The organism is Streptomyces sp. NPDC056987 (genome assembly GCF_042673865.1).
In the GTDB taxonomy this organism is placed as follows: Bacteria; Actinomycetota; Actinomycetes; order Streptomycetales; family Streptomycetaceae; genus Streptomyces.
In genome coordinates this window covers 1-16,910 of sequence record NZ_JBHURV010000065.1, presented here as the reverse complement: position 1 = coordinate 16,910, position 16,910 = coordinate 1, and the positions used below count along the sequence as shown (strand labels likewise).

Sequence of the window (16,910 nt, the reverse complement as noted above, 5' to 3'; positions counted from 1 at the left end):
GTAAGATTTCGATAGCAAGGAAAAGTGAAAAAATCTCATTGAAGCGAGGCCTTCATGCAAGAGGGAAGCTCCTTGGAAAACCTTCCGGCCGCAGTGATGCTACGGGATGACCTGGATATCGATCGACTGAAAGCGGATCTCGTACAGCTCGGCGGTTCCGAATTCTGGGCATTGCAACGGTCCTTCGAGGACGGCGTCGTCGGAGAGGAATCCGATGTGGACTGGAAGGTTCTCTCGCTGCGTGCGCCGGGCGGGAACCTCCAGCGAACCGACCCCGGTGGCCCGGGACGTGACGGGTTCGCCGACACGCCTTTGATGGCGAAGGCGCCCTACCTCAGTCAGATCCTGTCCGAACTGGGCACCGAACTGCGCAGTGTCCGCCTGATGGCCCTGGCCCCCGGTGTGTCTGTCGAAGAGCACTCGGACACCCCGCTCGGGCTCCCCTACGGCTACGTACGGCTGCACATCCCGCTGGTCACCAATCCCGGGGCGGTACTGGTGTTGGACGGGGTCGAACAGCGGTGGCAGCCGGGAACGCTCTGGTACGCCGACTTCGAACGACCGCATTCCCTGCGGAACGCCGGTGACCGCACCCGGATCCACCTGGTCGCGGACTGCGCCACCAACGACAAGCTGCTGGCCCTGTTCCCGGACAGCTTCCGAGCGGAGCTGCCTACCAGCGACATCGCCTACTACCGCCCTGTGCTGCCGCTCACGTCGCGCGAACTCGCCGAGTTCAGCTGCACCTTCGCGGTGCCCTTCTCCTTCATGGAGTGGGGACTTCCCGTGGTCGACGACCAGGAGAGCGACCTCGCCGCCGAAGTGACCGCCGAGGACGACGGCCTGGTCCTGCGCGTCGAAGGGCGCACGCCCGTGGAGCTGCTGCACCTGGGCGCCGGCGAGTTCCGGTTGCTCGGCTGGAGTGAGGAACGCCTGCTCCGTCTCGACCTCTTCGACGACGATCCGCGAGTGGAGCTCTCCACCCGGCGCGGACGCCGGCGCCAGGTGGTCGTCCGCCCGGCGCGCAGGCTCGTCACGGTCTGACGGCCCGAACCGTCATCCACCACAGTCCACCCATCACGACCACTGCTTGGGGACAGTCATGCAGACACTGATCGAATCGCCCGCCCTCGTCGAGAACGGATTCGCCCGCTGGGACCTCGCCGAGGAATTCGGGATAGCCGAATCCGACGCGTCCTTCCAGAGCCTTCGCGCCGAGTTCGTCGACCTGCCACCGGACCCCTACGCGACGGAGGAAGGGCGCAACCGCCGCTACGCCCGCGGCATTTTCCTCCCCTGGTCGCGAGAGTTCAGCTGGATTCCGGACACGCACCTCGATGAACAGGGTTGGATGAACGGCTACTGGCAGGCCGACCACAACCCCGACTACGTCGGCGTGGTCCGCAAGCTGCCCGCCATGAGTGAAACAGCCCGGAACAACCCGATCATCCACGAGATCCTGTCCTTCGACTTCGCCCAGACGCGATGGTCGAGGAACGACGCGGCGTTCCCGCTGCACGTCGGGGTGCATCTGATCAAGCTGGCGGTGGACGACCCCGGACGCGAGGCCATCTCCTCGCCCAATGAACTCCATCAGGACGGCGAGCCGTTCGTCTTCGCCCACCTGGTCTATCGCCGCAACGTCGTCGGCGGCTCGAACGTGATCGCGCCGCCGAAGTACCGGGGCAAGCTGCCCGAGGACGTGCCCGAGGGCGAGGCTCTGGCCGAGTTCGAACTGACCAAGCCGCTGGAGTCCTACGGCGTCACCGACGAGAAGGTCAGCCACTACGTGTCCCCCATCAGGCGCGGGGCCGGCCCGGAGACGGGCGAGCGTGCGGTGATCCTGGTCGACTTCACCCCGATGCGGCAGCACATCTGAGACCGCCGAGTACCTGGAGTACGTCGAGTCGAACCGGACCGACCTGCGCCGCGAAGCCGGCGCGAGGGCCATCGCGGCGGACTGAACGCCGCGCCGCACCGGACTGACGCCCTGTCAGACCGCAGGGTCCCGCATCCGGGCCCCTGCGGTGCCCGGCCGGCCCGCCCGCCGGCTGCTCCCGGCAGGCGCGAGCGTCCCGGGCGGCTCGGCCCGGATCGAACGACAGCGACCACCGCCCAGCTCCTCGGCCGGGGGATCGGTCCATGACCGGGCGAACACTGTGAGTTGGGAGATGAGGGTGGTGACGGGTGCTGTGACCATGACGAGCAGGTACAAGCCAAGGCCCCACACGTCGGGGGAGCCGGCCCGGCACGATGTGGTCCTGTCCTTCGAGGGGACGCACGCCACGGTGCAGAAGTCGGGGATGGTCTTCCCTCAGAACCTCTCCGAGCGGTCCTGGGAACAGATCGGGACCAACCTGCGGGAGCTGGTGAACTCCTCGGCCTGGTGGCTCGCGGACTGGCTGATCTACGGGGAGGCCACCTACGGATGGCGGCGCTACAAGGAGGCCGTGGAGCGGACCGGGCTCGACTACCAGACCCTGCGCAATTACGCCTGGGTGGCCCGCCGTTTCGAGCACGACCGGCGGCGCGACGGCCTCAGCTTCGCCCACCACGCCGAGGTGACCCGGCTCTCCCCGCCGGAGCAGGACTACTGGCTGCGCAAGGCGGAACAGCAGAAGTGGTCGCGCAACGAACTGCGCCGCGCGGTGCGCGCCGGCCTGGCCGTGCAGAGCGACCGGGCTGAGCTCCCCGACAGCGCCTGCGACGGCGGGCAGGACGCCACCGCCGGGGCCGCGTCGCCGGCCGGCGGGCAGGGCGGGAGCAAGATCACCAAGCTGACCATCGAGCTCTCCGCCGACCAGCTGGAGTACTGCTCCAAGGCCGCCGCCGCGCACGGGCTGCCCGTCGACAAGTGGGTGGCCCGGATGCTGGCGAGCGCCGAACGCCAGAGCGCCTGAGTGCGCACCGCCCCGGTGTGCCCGGGGCGAACCCTCTGCCAGGTGCCGCGGCGGCCCGCCCGACCGGACACCTCGTACATTGGAGTCAGTTGATGATCCTTCAGGGAAAGCGGGTGGCTCTGCCACCCTCGCCCGTCGTCCACCGCCGCTTCGAGGAGCACGTGCGGGCCACCCCCGACGCCGTCGCCGTCGTGTGGTCCGGCCGCCAAGTGACGTACGCGGAACTCGACGCGCGGGCCAACCGGTTCGCGCACTTGCTCACCGCACGCGGTCACGGCCGCGGCGCGAAGTTCGGCGTCTGCCTCGACTACTCGATCGACATGATCGTCGCCATCCTCGGCATCCTGAAGGCCGGCGCTGCCTACGTGCCCTTCGACCCCGCCTACCCTGCGGCCCGCCTGCGGCTGTTGCTCGGGCAGGTGCCCGACCTCGCCCTGATCGTGGCCTCCCCGGCGACGGCCGCGATGGTCGAGTCCGCGGGCGTCGAGGTCATCGACCTCGAACAGCTCGCGGGCCACCTCGCGACCCTCCCGGCGACCGTCCCCGACGTCCACGTCACCGGCGACGACCTCTGCTACGCGGTGTTCACCTCCGGCTCGACCGGCACCCCCAAGCTGACCGCGGTCCGCCACGAGGGCTGGTTCAACCTGATGAACTGGCTCCAGCTCGAGTACGGCCTGCACCGCGGCTCCCACCACCTGGTCGTCTCCGCCTTCGGCTTCGACCTGTCCCAGCGCGCCCTGATGACACCACTGTTCTGCGGCGCCACTCAGCACCTGATGGCCAGCCGCAACTTCGACGCCATGCTGGCCTACCGCATGCTCACCCAGTACGACATCCGCGTCGTGCACTGCGCCTCCAGCACCCTGTACCTGCTGGTCGACTGGGAGAACGCGCGCGGCGGCGACGCCCTCGCCCGGCTCGACTACATACTGTTCGGTGGGGAAGCGCTGAAGAGCGAACGCCTCGCCCACTTCGTGCGCCGCCCGGGCACCACCTGCACCCTGCTGCACCAGTACGGCGTCGCCGAGTGCACGGACGTCGCCACCTCCTACGACCTGGCCCACTACCGGCCTGGCGAGCACGACATCGCCCCGGTCGGCCGGCCCGCCCACAACACTGCCATCCACCTCCTGGATGCCGAACTGCGCGAGGTCGAGGCGGGCCGGTACGGCGAGATCTGCATCTCCGGGGCCGGCGTCGGCGCGGGCTACCTGGGCGCCGGCGGCCCCGAGAACGCCAAGTTCACGACCATCGACATCGAGGGGACGCCGCTGCGCCTGTACCGCACGGGGGACCGCGGCCGGATAGACGAGAGCGGTGAACTCGTCGTCGCCGGGCGGATGGACGCCCAGGTCAAGGTGCGGGGCATGCGGATCGACCCCGCCGACATCGAACGCGCTCTGGGCAGGCTGGCCGGCGTACGCGAGGCGGCCGTGGTGGCCACCTGCAACGACGGCGGTGAAGCCGAACTGAACGCGTTCGTCGTCCCCTCGGGCAAGGACCTCGCAGAGGACGACCTGCGCACCCGTCTGCTGTGGACGCTGCCGCGGAACATGCTGCCGTCCCGGTTCACGAACATCCTGCGCATTCCGCTGAGCCCGCACGGAAAAGTGGACCGCGCCGCCCTGGCGGACATTTGCCGCGTCCAGAGCACCGTCGGCAACTCCGCTCCATGACCTGGCCCTCGGCCGTGACGACAAACGAGAGGAAGGCGATGACCGCCGACCGTGTCCGCGCCATCTGGTGCCGGGAACTCCAGCGTGACGACATCACGTCGGACGACGATTTCTTCGCCCTGGGCGGCCAGTCCCTGATCATGGTCAGGATTCAGGGCGCATTCATCGAGGAACTGGGCGCCGAGGTCCCCATGGACCAGATGTTCCTCAACCCGACCGTGGCGTCGATCGCCGCCTACATCGACTCCCACGCCGCCCTCACCCCGTAACACCGCCGGGAACGACCGCCGCCACGACCGGGAGACCTTAGTGGCGCGACCTGGTCGCGGACCAGCGGAGTATTCCGTACGGACATTTTACATCACCCCGGAGAATCAGGCAGAGAGGTCATCGCATTATGCTCACCGAAAGTCAGACAGCGGAGTACCGGTCCGAAGGATTCCTGCTCCTCGAAGACGTCTTCGATACCGGCGATATCGCCGCTCTGCGACGTGAGGTGACCGATCTCTACGGGACCGAGCACCCTGGGCGGATCTTCGAGGAGGACGGGACCACGGTGCGGGGCATCCACGGCTGCCACACCACGGGCGCGCTGTTCTCCAGGCTGGTGCGGCTGCCCGAGCTGCTTTCCGCGGCGGAGGAACTGCTGGACAGCAAGGTGCATGTGTTCCAGTGCAAAGTCAACGCCAAGCAGGCGCTCCGCGGAGAAGTGTGGCAATGGCACCAGGACTACAGCGTCTGGGGGCCCAAGGACGGTATGCCGGAACCGCGGGCGGTCAACGTCGCGCTGCTGCTGGACGACGCGACCGAGCACAACGGTCCGCTGCTGGTCGTTCCTGGTTCGCATCGAAACGGCGCGATAGCCCCGTGGCGTCCCGAGCCCGAGGATACGCCGCAGTGGGAGGCCGACCTTTCGGCGAAGCTGAAGTTCGCGCTGGACGCCGAACAGATGGCCAAGGTGACCGCGGAGTCGGAGATCCGGTCCATCGTCGGACGTGCTGGAAGCCTGCTGTTCTTCCATCCCTGCATCGCGCACGGCTCCGGTGCGAACATGTCGCCGACCGACCGGACCATGGCGTTCGTCAGCTACAACAGTGTCGACAACGAGTTGCGCGAAGTGCCCAGTCCGCGTCCGGAGTTCGTCGCGTCGCGTGACTACCGGCCGCTGGAGCTCGTCGACGGCGGTCTGATCGCATGAGCAACCTCGATGTCTCACTGATCCGGACGCTGGTCGACTCCATCGCCCGACACCGGGACGCGGTCGCGGTCATCGACGAAGGCGTCGCCCACACCTACGCCGAACTCGACGCAGTGTCGGCCGAAATCGCCGGCGGCCTCGCCGAACACGGCATCGGCCCCGGTGACGTCGTCGACGTGCATTCGACCCGTTCGTGGTCCCGGTGCGCGGCGGTGCTGGGTGTGTGGCGCGTCGGAGCCGGTGTGCTGTCCATCGATCCGGCCATGCCGCCCGCCTGGACCGGCAAACTGGTGAGCAGCGCCGGCTGCGCCATGATTCTTCGGGCCGAGGAGTGCGCACCGGTCGAGGCAGGTGTCGCGGAGCACACCTTCCGATCGATTCGGGGAACGCGACGGGACGAGGTCGCAACCGGACCGCTCTGTTATGTCATCCCCACCTCCGGGTCGACAGGCGAACCCAAGGCTGTCGCCGTGCCGCCGGTCGTTCTGGCGGATCTGGGTAACTGGCATGTCCAGCGGTGGAGCCATGACCGGCCGCCGAACACGCTGCACATGTCGTCCATCGGGTTCGACATGGTGTACGAGGACACGGTGGCGACCTGGCTGGCCGGTGCGACCCTGATCGTGGTGAACGATCAAGACAGGCTGGATCCCTTCACGTTGGTCGACATCATTCGCGAGCACGATGTCGCCCGGCTCTTCCAGCCGGTGGTCGGACTGCACGGACTGGCCACCGCCGCGTGTGTCGCGGGCGTGAGAACCCCGAGTCTGCGGGAGATCTCGGTGGCGGGTGAACAGTTGGTGATCAACGAGGAGGTGCGGAAGTTCTGTGCCGACGGTGACCTGACGCTGGTGAATCAGTACGGGCCGAGCGAGACGCATGTGGTCACTCAGTACCGGCTGACGGGCGACGTCACCGGCTGGCCCGACCGGCCGCCCATCGGCACCGCTGTCGCCGATGCGGAACTGCTGTGTCACGTGGACGGCCGGCTGCGCCCGTTCACGGCCGGCGAGACCCGAGAGCTGGTCATCGCCGGGAACTGCGTCGGGATCGGGTACGCCGGTGACGACGTGCTCACGGCGAAGAGATTCAGGAAGGTCGAGCACCGGGACGGTCGTGTGCGTCGCTGCTATTTCAGCGGAGACCTGGTCATGTTCGACGGGGTCGACTTCCACTTCGTCTCCAGGTTCGACGACCAGCTCAAGGTGAACGGCTACCGGGTCGAGCCCGGTGAGGTGGAGTCCGTGATCGCCCAGGTCGCGGGTGTCCGTCGAGCCGCGGTCGTCGGGGTCAGGGTTGCCGGGTCCACGCAGCTGGCGGCGTACTACACCCGCACGGCCGGCGCGGAGGTCGATCGGGGTGACCTGATCGATGCGTGTGCCTCCCGTCTGCCCCGGTTCATGGTTCCCAGGCACTTCATCGAACTGGAGGAGCTTCCCTCCACGCGGAACGGGAAGATCGACCGGGCGAAACTCCGGGAGATGTTCCAGGAGCCTTCGGTGAGCCGGGGCTGACACGTACCCGTCCGGGCTGTCGTGGTCGGCACCTGCCGACGGCTGAAGGCGTCTCCGGGCACAGCGGACGTGTCGGGGGGTGCCTTCAGCCGGGCACCGCCGGCGCTCGTCGCGGCAGGACTTCGGGCAGCCATACCTGTCCGTATTGTCATCGGTTGCGGCCCCATGGGTTTTTCGTTCACCCCCCGCTTTGGTGCCGGGCAACTTGGTGAATGGTTCCGGCGGTGGATTCCGGGACGGGCGCCCACCATCCTGGAAGAGCGGAAAGGGAACGGCAGGACAACGCCGGACGGAACCTTTCGAGCATTCACCGCTCTGAATTCTGGGAGAAATCATGAAGTCTGCCCGCATGTTCGTGGTCACCGTTCTCTGCGCGATGACGCTCGGCGCCGTCACCGGTACCGCTGCCGCCGAGACCGGCGACACCGGCCTCCGGGCGGCATCCTCCATCGGGTCCGACGGCGACACCGGTTGGGGCCGTACCGCGGGATGACCTGCGGATACGCACGGGGAAAGCCGACCCGTGGCCAGTTCCGGAGCCTGTGGCCCAACAGATCCCGGAACGCAGGAACCAGACAGAGAAAGGACGCCCGACTCCGTGAGCAATAAACCACGGAACGCTGTCCGGAAAATCGGTGACCGGGAAAGAGAAACACCCGGACACCTGGCACGCGGGGACACCTGCGGGGAGATCGACCGGCGCATGAGCGTCACTCCGCACACCATCGGCACCTCCATACACCGATTACGCGCGAAAACCGGAGCCCGGAACCGAACGCGCCTGTTACCGCCGAACTCGGGACCGGGCATCGAGGGTCGCCGCCGCGGGCACCGGTTGAGACACGAACACGTGACTGCCGGGACCGGCGTCCGAGCGGCGGCATCCCCACCGCGGCCACAGCGCCGCCCGGAAAACCCCTCTCCCTCCCTCCACGTGCCCGGGCGTCGTGGCGCCCTGCGCACCTTATTCATCCCGCATCGCCCGGATGTGCGGCAGATCGGAGAACTGTGCCTGGACGGCGAGCTCTGAGCCAGCCGATGAAGTCCTTCGTCGAAGAGCTGGTCCTGTGCGTGGCGGCCAACGGCGGCCGAGGGCCCGCCCTGCTGTGGCCCGAGGATCCGACGACCTTGCCGGCCCTGCTGGAGCTGCCCCGCCCGGCCCGTCCGGAACCGGGCACCAATTCCTCCGTGCCGGGCGGACCGGGCACGGAGGAACTGGCGGCCGAGATGGGCCGGAGGCTGCACCTGCGGGTGCGCCCCCTCTTCCGCTTCCTGTCGGCGGACTCCCCCGTCGTGGAGAGCGCGCCGAACGGTGCCGAGTCCACCGTCACGGTCCTGGAAGGAGCCTGCCGCTGCGTCCTGTCGCGTATCGGTGAGGACCCGGCACCTGGCCCCTCGCACCCCCTCGGCATGCGGCTGCGTTCCGGCGCCACTCTCTTCATGCCCCAGGACCACACCTACCGGCTGTCGGAGATCCACGCCCCGACCACGCTGCTCGAACTCCACCTGGAGGGCCCGGGCTGACGGCGTGCGCCCCGGGCGGCCGCCGGTTCAGGTCAGGACTGCGTGGGTGCCGCGTCCGGCTCTCCGTCGTCGTCCAGCAGCCCCCTCGCGGACACCGCGACGCCGGCCTGGAAACGGCTCTCGGCACCGAGAGCCTGCATCATGTCGGCTATGTGTTTGCGGGTGGTGCGTAAGGACATGCCGAGCCGCCGCGCGATCGTCTCGTCCTTCAGCCCTGTCGCCAGCAGTCGCAGGATGGTGCGGTCCAGATCCTTGGCGACCGCCTCCAGGCCGTCGGTGGCCGCGTCGGAGAACGGCTGGGCCTGCGACCACACCTGCTCGAACAGCTCGTACAGGAAGTGCACGACCGACGGCTCCCGGATCACCACCGCGCCCAGCCGGTCGTTGCGGTTGGTCATGAACGCGAGTTCCCGGTCGAAGATGATCAGCCGGCCGGCGAGCTGGTGAGCGGTCCGGTACTCGCCGCCCAGCGCGCTCACCGTGGCCACGTACGCCTGGCTGGGGCTGTTGAACCGGGCGGTGTGGTGGTACAGGGTCCGCATCCGCACCCCCCGGGCGAGCGTCTGGCTGTCCCGGAGCAGTGCGTCCTGCAGCACCTCGGGCGGGCGCGTGCCGCCGGGCTGCATGGTGACGATGTCCTCGCGGCACTGCTCGGCCGCCCGGTTCAGCGCGGCCCGCACATGGGTGAGCCCGGGAATGGTCTCCAGGTCCGTGGAGACGCCATGCCTCCCCTCGTTGTAGTCGGCGGCCAGTTGGGCGAACTGGTCGCGGAAGAGGCGCAGTTGTGTCTGCTGTTCCGCGATGGCCCGCTCCACCGGTGCGGTGGCCACGGCTGCGACGAGGTGGGGGTCGACGGTACAGAGGCGGTCGTTGCCCTCCTCACTTCTGTGTACCAGGCCGATCCGGACGAGGTGGTCCACCGCACCGCTCACCGCGGTCTCGTCGACCCCCGTCTCCTCGGCCATCAGGGCCGGGTCCAACCGACCGTTCAGAGCCAGCCAGCGGTAGACGGCCACTTCCAAGGGTCTGAGTGTGTCTCCCACCGTGAAAACGTTGTCATCGGTCTGCTGATCCGCCATGAGTCCTCCGCTCGTGATACCCACATAAACACGTGCCGCACCCTCATCGCACTCAGCACCTCCCGGCTGCCACGTACGGGCCGCCCACCGGTTGCCCGGACGTGCTGCGGATCACTTCGTACGGGACGGGCGATCGCGGGAGCAGGTTCATTGCTGGGAATCTTGTGGCCGGCGGACGCCGGGTCGACCAGGACGTGCAGGACGGCGAGTTGAGTCCTGCCCTGCTCGGCCGGTTCGAGGAAGGCAGGACGAGTTGACTGGTTCTGCTCATGGCGGTGACCGATTCCCCGGTGGGCTGTCAGCTTCTCTGTCTCTAGAGAGCCGTAAGCCGGGGAACAGGTTGCTCCGGTACGCCGGTCGGGTCACGCCGGCCCTGGATTCGCCCTGCGAAAGTACTCCTTCCTCCTGCCCCGTGCGGGGGAGGAGCCGTTGGCGCACCTCGTGGCACGTGCCGTTGATGCGCTCGTAGAGGACGCCGTCGATGTCGTACAAGCGTCTCTCGCGCTGCGGGGGGAAGTTGCCGGGACGGCGGCCGGAGGCCTGAGCGGCGCGCTGACCCCGTGGACCGACTCCGTGTGCCCGCACCCCTGTCCGCACCCGGAACCGTGCTCGCCCCGGCTCTGGTCCTGGGCGATGCGCTGGACGGCAGCGGAAAGCCTGGCTTCATCCGGCTCGCACTGTGTACGCATACGTGGTGCCTCCTCGTGCGGGCCTATCGGCCCGCACCTTCTGTCAGCACAAAGGTGAGTGGGCCGAGCAGGCCCGCCGAGGTGAGAGCGGCACGACGAACACGAACGGGGGCGAGCCGTTCTGCCCGAGATCACGGAGGATCATCTGGGTTTCGCACCTGGACCTCGCGGGGGCGGTACACGTGGCCCTTGCCGCTGAGTTCGACACTGACGCGGTACTTGCGCTCGACCGGCGCTCAAGCAATTGGAATATGCCTGACAACGTTCATGGGGTAGGGAAATTCCAAGGAAAAGAAGTTGATATAAGACATAAAGGGACGCAACTGGCGGGTAATATATTACAGAATTCAAGTGGCCGTGTTAGGGTCTTCAGGGTCGGAGTGGCTCGCCACAGGCTCCGGCGTGCCCTTGTGGACATGGACGGAGAGTGCCGTGCCGAAAACCCACACTGCTCCGGTAGGAGAATTTTCTCCGGCGTTAATGTCAATGGCTTCGGTCGGTCCTCATGGTGCCGGACCGATTTGCCTCTCCTGGCCGGAAGCCCGGCTGATGCGCGAACCCCGCGAGGTGGGCCTGGCGTGGCCCTGTCCCTCGACGAGATGTCGCTGTGCGCGGCACGTGGGAGCAGTTGTCCCGCCCCCGTGATCGTCGCCGAGTCCTCAAAAGCGTACTGTCCGGCTGTCGTACCCGGAAAAGCGGATTATGACACCACTCGCCTCCGGCTTGGTGACCCGCGAAGTGGCCCTCGATATATGCCTGATCGAAAAACCCGTCAGGAACTGTCTGAGAAGCATCTGTGAAAAGCGTCAGGTGCGGGCTTATGGGGCAACCGCTCCATTCGGGAAGATGAGGTGAGAAATGATCGAAATGATAGGCAGGTCGATATCTCCGGTCGAAGCGCTCCACTCGACCCCGGAGGAGGACAGGGTCGCCGACTTCAGGGCGAAGGTGCGGGCCGCGGGGCAGGAGTGGACCGGTACGGAGCCGGACGAGCTGGTCGAGCTGCTGACCAAGGCGGCGGCAGGGGATCCGGCGCTGGCCGCCATCGTGCGCGCCGGGGGCAGCCTGCTGCAGGACTTCCTCGACGGATACCAGCAGAAAACCACCGCGTATGTCTCGCGTGATCTGGCAGGCGACCTCGCCGACGGTCATCCGCTGCCCGCGGACGTGCTCGAACGGCTCACTCCTCGATACCTGATCGCCGTGGTGAGGCTTGCGGAGCCCGGCCGCGAGGTGGATGCGTTACGCGCGGTGGCGGGAGAGGGCACGCTGCTGACGCACCGGGACGGCAACGTCGTGCTCTTCGTCCCCGCGGCCGGCCCGGGCAGCGGCGAACGCTCGGTGACGCGGCTGACCCGGTGTCTCGGCGGCAGGGGCTGGCTCGCGACCGCGGAACGGGACAGAGCATGCATCGTCGACGGGTTCAACGAGGCGTCCTACGTGCTGAGGCTGGTGGTGGCGGGACTGCGCCCCAGCGGTGCCTACACGATCTCGGACGTGTTGGTCGAGTACGCGGTCACGCTGCACGAGAAGGTGCGGACCGACCTGGCCGCGGTGATCAGACCGCTTCGGGAGCACAAGGTCCTGTGGGAGACCTTGACGGCGTTCGTCGACTGCGACTACAGCAGGAACAAGGCGGCCCGCAGTCTGTTCATCCACCGCAGCACGCTGGACTACCGCCTGAGGCGGATCGGAGAGGTCACCGGCTGCGACCCGACCAGCGGCAGGGGCGCGCAGATGCTGACGGCGGCGATGATCGCCGAGGCCCTGCAGAGATGACCAGGCGTGCGCCGATCGCCGTGCGGGACGGCGCGTAGCCGAATTCCATGAGTTCTCGGGTGGTTCTCCGCGCATTGCGGAAAATCGCAGCTGAGGCGCGATGAACCGTGCGCGGGCGCCTAGCATTCGTTCTCCCGAGCGGAGAAACTTGAGAACTGAATGGACTGGTTCGAGTGAGTGGATCTTACAGGTGGGTTGTGCTCATCGGTTCGTTCGTGGCCTACATGTTTGACGCGCTGGAAATCCTGCTGTTGTCGTACACGTTGCCTGTGATCCGCGCCGATCTGGGACTCACGACGACAGAGGGCGGCCTGCTCGCCACGGCGACGTTGCTCGGGATCGGGGTGAGCAGCCTGACGGTCGGCTGGCTCGCCGACAACTACGGCCGCAAACAGGCGCTGATGGTGTCTCTCGCCGTGTTCGGCGTGTTCACTGCGGCGATCTTGGTGGTTGACAGTTTCACGATGTTCCTGGTGCTGCGTTTCGTGGCGGGTCTGGGACTCGGAGGGGTCTGGGGAGCGGTGTCGACCTATGTGGTCGAGACGTGGCCGGCCGCGCAACGGGGTCGTGCGGTCGCGTTCGTACTCAGCTCGTTCTCGATCGGCGGGGTGGTTGCCGCGGCGTTGTCGGGTGCGTTGCTGCCGGACTGGCGCCTGGCGTTCTTCATCGGCGGGGTGGGCGTGGTGATCCCGCTGGTCGTCGTCGGACTGTTCTTCCGCGAGTCGGCCGAGTGGGTCGAGCAGAAGACCACGCCGGTGAAGGTGACGGAGATCTTCGCTCCGGAACTGCGCAGGAACACGGTGCTCGGTGCGATCGTGGCATCGTTCGCGATGTTCGGGGCGTGGGGCGCGTCCACGTGGCTGCCGACCTATCTGCAGGCCGACAAGGGCATTCCGGCCGCGACCGTCGCGGTGTTCATGACGGTGCTCAATCTCGGGATGTTCGTCGGCTACAACGTCTTCGGGCTGATCAGCGACCGGATCGGCCACAAGTACGCACTGGTGCTGTCACTGGCCGGTGTGGCGCTGACCTTGCCGCTGTACGTGGTCGCCGCCGACCGCACGGCGCTGCTGTGGCTCGGTCCGATGTTCGCCTTCTTCGCCGCTTACGCGGGCGTCTTCGGCGTGTACATGGGTGAGTTGTTCCCGACCAGGGTGCGGATGACCGGTGCCGGGTTCTGCTACAACATCGGGCGCGGTGTGTCCGCGTTCGCGCCGCTCACGCTGGGGGTGTTGGCCGTCAGCACGGGGTTCGGTGCCGGTCTGCTGGTGTGCGCGGGCTTCATGGCGTGCGCGGCGATCGCCATGACCTTCCTGCCCGACCTGCGCGGCGCGACCCAACCGCGGGCCTCGGCCTCAGCGGTACGCAGCTGACAGCCGGCCGTGGGCCCAGCCGGAAACCGGTGGCGGAACCGGGTCGTAGCTCGTCGGCCAACGCCGTTCCCCGACACGCGTCAAGACAAACAAGGCCGGAAGTCCGCAAATTTTGGAGGGAGTTCCGAGGCGGACGGAAAGTGACGGGCTGCGGCGGCGCAACGGTGACAAGAGTCAGGGGTCCACCTAGGATCTTGTTCCAGTACTTCTTGCTCTGCATTTCTCCGTTTGCGGTCCTGGCCCAGTCGGCTGTACGGAATGGATGGGTGCCATGGATAATGATCAGAACGGCTGCGAAGTGTCCCAGCCGGTCGGTGGCTTGGTTCTCAGCTCGGTGCAGGCCAGGATCCTGGAGGGTGTTGCGGCCGGCTCGTCGAGCGGGCGACTTTCGAGAGAGCTGCACCTCAGCTCGAAGACCATCGACTACCACGTCCGCGTCATGTCCGACAAGCTGCAGACGCCGAATCGTGTCTCGTTGGTTTCGAGGGCGTTCGTCCTCCAGATTCTGCGCACAGATTCGTGGCCCCCGCGCATTGCGTCGGAAACCGTGGATTAACGTCCGGTCCTTCGCTGGATCATCATCCGTACGTTCATGAGTGAACTGCATTTCGCGTCATGTTTCCCGGGCGTTCACTTTGTCCCGCTCCTTGAGCGACGGTCGTCAACGCTCCTTCCCTGAGCGCGCTGGACGCGCTGCCGGCGCCGGGTGCCGACTCGATAGCCGTACTCGAATACGGTCGTGGTGCCGCCCGGCAGCTATCATTCTGCGGGCTGGTCCAATCCGGGCCTTACGCCGTCTTCTTTGGGGTTTTTCCTAAAGTCGAAGATGCTCACGCTGCGTCGTTGACACGACCAGGGGTGTCCTCCAGGATGGAATCCAATAGCTGCCACTCAATTTCAGGGCGAATCAAGATTCCGGATCGCGAGGGCGGCTCTGCATTTCGAACCAGGCGCCGCTATGGCAGCGATCTCGGATCAAGGCCGGTACGGCCGTCCAGCCTCACCCCGGTATGACGAGCGCAGCGTAACGACCAAAGCAGGCCATTCGCCAATGTCGTCGGCATCCGAGCTCTGGAGGAGTGACCGTGTCACATCTGGATGAAGTTTCGAGTTCATCTCAAACAGCGCTGGATCCTCAGGACGAGGTAAGAATAGTTGGCCAGTACTACGACGACAAAACGGCCAGGCTTGTTCGCAAATACGGGCCCGGACCCAGGATTCACTACCACGTAGGTTATTACCCTTCCTCCGGGGCGCCGCTGCATCCTGAGGAGGTGACGCCGGACGACATTCGCCGCAGCATACGGCTCCATCAAGAGGGTCTGCTGCGGTATGCGGCCAAGATCTGGGGCGCTGAACACCGGCTGTCGGGGAGGATCCTGGATGTCGGCTGCGGTCTCGGCGGGGGCTCGCTCTTCTGGGCGCAGGAGTACGGCGCCGACGTCACGGCGGTGACCAACGCGCCGGAACACGCGCCGATAGTCGAGGGGTTCGCCCAGGAATGCGGTGTGGGCGAGAGGGTCCGAACGCTGGTCTGTGATGCGATGCAGCTCCCCTTGGACGGCCCCTACGACGCGGCAGTGGCCATCGAGAGCAGCGGATATTTCAACCGTCCTCAGTGGTTCGCGCGTCTGGCGCGCGTGCTTCGTCCAGGCGCGAGTGTGTGCATCGAGGAAGTGTTCACCACGCGCCCCCACGGGGCCGATGTGTGGGCCGAGTACTTCTACACGAAGCCGGCCACGGTGCTCGACTACGTGGAAGCCGCGAAGTCCGCGGGTTTCGAACTGGTCGATGAAGTCGACGCCACGGCGGAAACCGCGCCGTTCTGGGAGGAGAGTGCCGCCTGGACGAAGGCGGTACTGGACAGTGACAACAGCCTCTCAGCGGTTGACCGCAGGCAGCTGAGGATATCCCTGATGGCGAACCAGGCGCAGGGCGCCGAATGGAAAGCGGGAGGCTTGCGGCTGGGTTTCCTGCGCTTCGAGCTGAAGTGAGCGAAGCGTGGCAAGTGGCCGGTGCTCCGACCTGGCGGCACTGACGTATTCAACGCCTGATGGCTCACATGGTCGTCAGTGGATCACGCAGGCGCTCGGCTGGGATTGCCCAGCCGAGCGCAGCGGGTTTCAGCTGTATCCACGCCGCCGACCATTTGCGCGACGCGTTCCCCGGCACAGGGCTCGCGGCTGAACCACTGCCGACTTCCCGTTACCTTGACAACGATACGGAGTTCCTCATGACGCTTGACCAGTTTCCCGCTCCCAGCGACGTCGCCGGCATGTATGACGGGATCGGTCAGATCTACGGTTCCGCGTGGGGCCCCAACAAACACTACGGCTACTGGGAGAACGCCGCCGACGACAGCTCCGTCGAGGTGGCCACCGACCGCCTGACCGACATGATGATCTCGGGTATCGCCGCGCAGGCCGGCCAGCGGGTCCTGGACATCGGCTGCGGCATCGGCCATCCCGCGCTGCGGCTCGTCCGCGCTTGTGACGTGGACGTGTTGGGCATCTCCGTCAGCCATGTCCAGGTGGCGCGGGCCACGGAACTCGCGGCCGAGGCCGGGCTCGCCGACCGGGCCACGTTCCAGTTCACGGACGCGATGGACATGCCCTTCCCCGACGGCTCGTTCGACGCGGCCTGGGCGTTCGAGTCGATGTGGCACATGCCCGACCGCGGCCGGGTGCTCGCCGAGACCGCCCGCGTCCTGCGCCCCGGCGGCCGGCTCGCCGTCGCCGACGTCATCGAGCGCGGCCCGGTCAGCCCCGAGGGACGCGCGGTCCTGGACCACATCTGCGAGAACTACGCCGTGCGCTCCTTGGGCACGATGGACGAATACCGGAAGGCGTTGGAAGCCAACGGTTTCGTCGACGTGGAGATCCGTGACATCAGCGACAACGTCGACCGTACGCTCGCGCTCATGGCCGACGCCGTGGAGACCGTCCGCGACAAGCTGGTCGCGCTGGTCGGCGAGGAGCAGGCCGCCTCGCTCATCGACTTCATGCGGCTGTCCGCGGCCACCCCGGAGAGCGGCTACGTCTTCCTGACCGCGGTCCGCGGCGCATGACCGCGGGCGCCGTCCCCGGTCTGCGGCCCGGCGCGGGCGAGGCGCGCTGAGCGGTTTCTCCCCGCACGAAGGTCCCGACCAGCCGGAACGGCCCGCCAGTTCGACTGG

15 protein-coding genes are annotated in these 16,910 nt (G+C 67.0%); 14 read left to right on the top strand and 1 reads right to left on the bottom strand.

The genetic code is table 11. The annotated features are described in order from the left end of the window. The first annotated feature begins 54 nt into the window (after window positions 1-54). The 9 genes from ACFTZC_RS40380 (at window position 55) to ACFTZC_RS40340 (ending at window position 8,815) form a co-directional block, all read left to right on the top strand. On the top strand, window positions 55-1,044 hold the full coding sequence (locus ACFTZC_RS40380) for an aspartyl/asparaginyl beta-hydroxylase domain-containing protein (protein ID WP_382898908.1): 990 nt from the start codon (window positions 55-57) through the stop codon (window positions 1,042-1,044). Window positions 1,045-1,102: 58 nt separating this feature from the next. Continuing rightward, on the top strand, window positions 1,103-1,879 hold the full coding sequence (locus tag ACFTZC_RS40375; RefSeq protein WP_382898907.1) for a 2OG-Fe dioxygenase family protein: 777 nt from the start codon (window positions 1,103-1,105) through the stop codon (window positions 1,877-1,879). A gap of 319 nt (window positions 1,880-2,198) precedes the next feature. Then, window positions 2,199-2,900 (top strand): LmbU family transcriptional regulator, encoded by a 702-nt coding sequence (locus ACFTZC_RS40370; RefSeq protein ID WP_382898905.1) that lies wholly within the window; start codon window positions 2,199-2,201, stop codon window positions 2,898-2,900. A gap of 113 nt (window positions 2,901-3,013) precedes the next feature. After that, window positions 3,014-4,579 (top strand): amino acid adenylation domain-containing protein, encoded by a 1,566-nt coding sequence (locus ACFTZC_RS40365; RefSeq protein WP_382898903.1) that lies wholly within the window; start codon window positions 3,014-3,016, stop codon window positions 4,577-4,579. 38 nt (window positions 4,580-4,617) lie between these two features. Beyond that, on the top strand, window positions 4,618-4,848 hold the full coding sequence (locus ACFTZC_RS40360) for a phosphopantetheine-binding protein (protein ID WP_329933464.1): 231 nt from the start codon (window positions 4,618-4,620) through the stop codon (window positions 4,846-4,848). A gap of 128 nt (window positions 4,849-4,976) precedes the next feature. Then, window positions 4,977-5,777: a phytanoyl-CoA dioxygenase family protein gene (locus ACFTZC_RS40355; protein ID WP_382898902.1), complete on the top strand. Its 801-nt coding sequence runs from the start codon at window positions 4,977-4,979 to the stop codon at window positions 5,775-5,777. Then, window positions 5,774-7,291 carry an AMP-binding protein gene (locus ACFTZC_RS40350; RefSeq protein WP_382898900.1) on the top strand — a complete coding sequence of 506 codons (1,518 nt, stop codon included), beginning with the start codon at window positions 5,774-5,776 and terminating at the stop codon, window positions 7,289-7,291. The genes ACFTZC_RS40355 and ACFTZC_RS40350 overlap by 4 nt, the downstream gene beginning before the upstream one ends. 334 nt (window positions 7,292-7,625) lie before the next feature. Next, on the top strand, window positions 7,626-7,784 hold the full coding sequence (locus ACFTZC_RS40345) for a hypothetical protein (RefSeq protein WP_382898898.1): 159 nt from the start codon (window positions 7,626-7,628) through the stop codon (window positions 7,782-7,784). Window positions 7,785-8,329: 545 nt separating this feature from the next. Continuing rightward, window positions 8,330-8,815 carry a hypothetical protein gene (locus ACFTZC_RS40340; RefSeq protein ID WP_382898896.1) on the top strand — a complete coding sequence of 162 codons (486 nt, stop codon included), beginning with the start codon at window positions 8,330-8,332 and terminating at the stop codon, window positions 8,813-8,815. Between the two features lie 32 nt (window positions 8,816-8,847). Here ACFTZC_RS40340 and ACFTZC_RS40335 read toward each other — a convergent pair whose 3' ends face one another. Beyond that, a complete protein-coding gene (locus ACFTZC_RS40335; protein ID WP_382898924.1) occupies window positions 8,848-9,831 on the bottom strand; it encodes a LuxR C-terminal-related transcriptional regulator in 984 nt (327 codons plus the stop codon). Window positions 9,832-11,441: 1,610 nt separating this feature from the next. Between ACFTZC_RS40335 and ACFTZC_RS40330 the strand changes: the two genes are divergently transcribed. The 5 genes from ACFTZC_RS40330 (at window position 11,442) to ACFTZC_RS40310 (ending at window position 16,802) form a co-directional block, all read left to right on the top strand. Continuing rightward, a complete protein-coding gene (locus ACFTZC_RS40330) occupies window positions 11,442-12,362 on the top strand; it encodes a PucR family transcriptional regulator (RefSeq protein WP_382898895.1) in 921 nt (306 codons plus the stop codon). A 197-nt stretch (window positions 12,363-12,559) separates the two neighbouring features. Further along, window positions 12,560-13,735, top strand: coding sequence for an MFS transporter (locus tag ACFTZC_RS40325; RefSeq protein ID WP_382898894.1), 1,176 nt, complete (start codon window positions 12,560-12,562; stop codon window positions 13,733-13,735). Between the two features lie 271 nt (window positions 13,736-14,006). Next, window positions 14,007-14,291 carry a helix-turn-helix transcriptional regulator gene (locus ACFTZC_RS40320; RefSeq protein WP_382898893.1) on the top strand — a complete coding sequence of 95 codons (285 nt, stop codon included), beginning with the start codon at window positions 14,007-14,009 and terminating at the stop codon, window positions 14,289-14,291. 529 nt (window positions 14,292-14,820) lie between these two features. Continuing rightward, complete coding sequence (locus ACFTZC_RS40315; protein ID WP_382898892.1) at window positions 14,821-15,729, top strand: SAM-dependent methyltransferase; 909 nt, start codon at window positions 14,821-14,823, stop codon at window positions 15,727-15,729. Window positions 15,730-15,968: 239 nt separating this feature from the next. Next, window positions 15,969-16,802: a methyltransferase domain-containing protein gene (locus tag ACFTZC_RS40310; RefSeq protein ID WP_382898891.1), complete on the top strand. Its 834-nt coding sequence runs from the start codon at window positions 15,969-15,971 to the stop codon at window positions 16,800-16,802. Window positions 16,803-16,910 lie beyond the last annotated feature (108 nt).

What these genes read in the sequence shown, in the direction of transcription:
- ACFTZC_RS40380 (WP_382898908.1), top strand. Translation starts at nt 55, where the DNA reads ATGCAAGAGGGAAGCTCCTTGGAAAACCTTCCGGCCGCAGTGATGCTA.
- ACFTZC_RS40375 (WP_382898907.1), top strand. Translation starts at nt 1,103, where the DNA reads ATGCAGACACTGATCGAATCGCCCGCCCTCGTCGAGAACGGATTCGCC.
- ACFTZC_RS40370 (WP_382898905.1), top strand. Translation starts at nt 2,199, where the DNA reads ATGACGAGCAGGTACAAGCCAAGGCCCCACACGTCGGGGGAGCCGGCC.
- ACFTZC_RS40360 (WP_329933464.1), top strand. Translation starts at nt 4,618, where the DNA reads ATGACCGCCGACCGTGTCCGCGCCATCTGGTGCCGGGAACTCCAGCGT.
- ACFTZC_RS40355 (WP_382898902.1), top strand. Translation starts at nt 4,977, where the DNA reads ATGCTCACCGAAAGTCAGACAGCGGAGTACCGGTCCGAAGGATTCCTG.
- ACFTZC_RS40350 (WP_382898900.1), top strand. Translation starts at nt 5,774, where the DNA reads ATGAGCAACCTCGATGTCTCACTGATCCGGACGCTGGTCGACTCCATC.
- ACFTZC_RS40345 (WP_382898898.1), top strand. Translation starts at nt 7,626, where the DNA reads ATGAAGTCTGCCCGCATGTTCGTGGTCACCGTTCTCTGCGCGATGACG.
- ACFTZC_RS40340 (WP_382898896.1), top strand. Translation starts at nt 8,330, where the DNA reads ATGAAGTCCTTCGTCGAAGAGCTGGTCCTGTGCGTGGCGGCCAACGGC.
- ACFTZC_RS40330 (WP_382898895.1), top strand. Translation starts at nt 11,442, where the DNA reads ATGATCGAAATGATAGGCAGGTCGATATCTCCGGTCGAAGCGCTCCAC.
- ACFTZC_RS40320 (WP_382898893.1), top strand. Translation starts at nt 14,007, where the DNA reads ATGGATAATGATCAGAACGGCTGCGAAGTGTCCCAGCCGGTCGGTGGC.
- ACFTZC_RS40310 (WP_382898891.1), top strand. Translation starts at nt 15,969, where the DNA reads ATGACGCTTGACCAGTTTCCCGCTCCCAGCGACGTCGCCGGCATGTAT.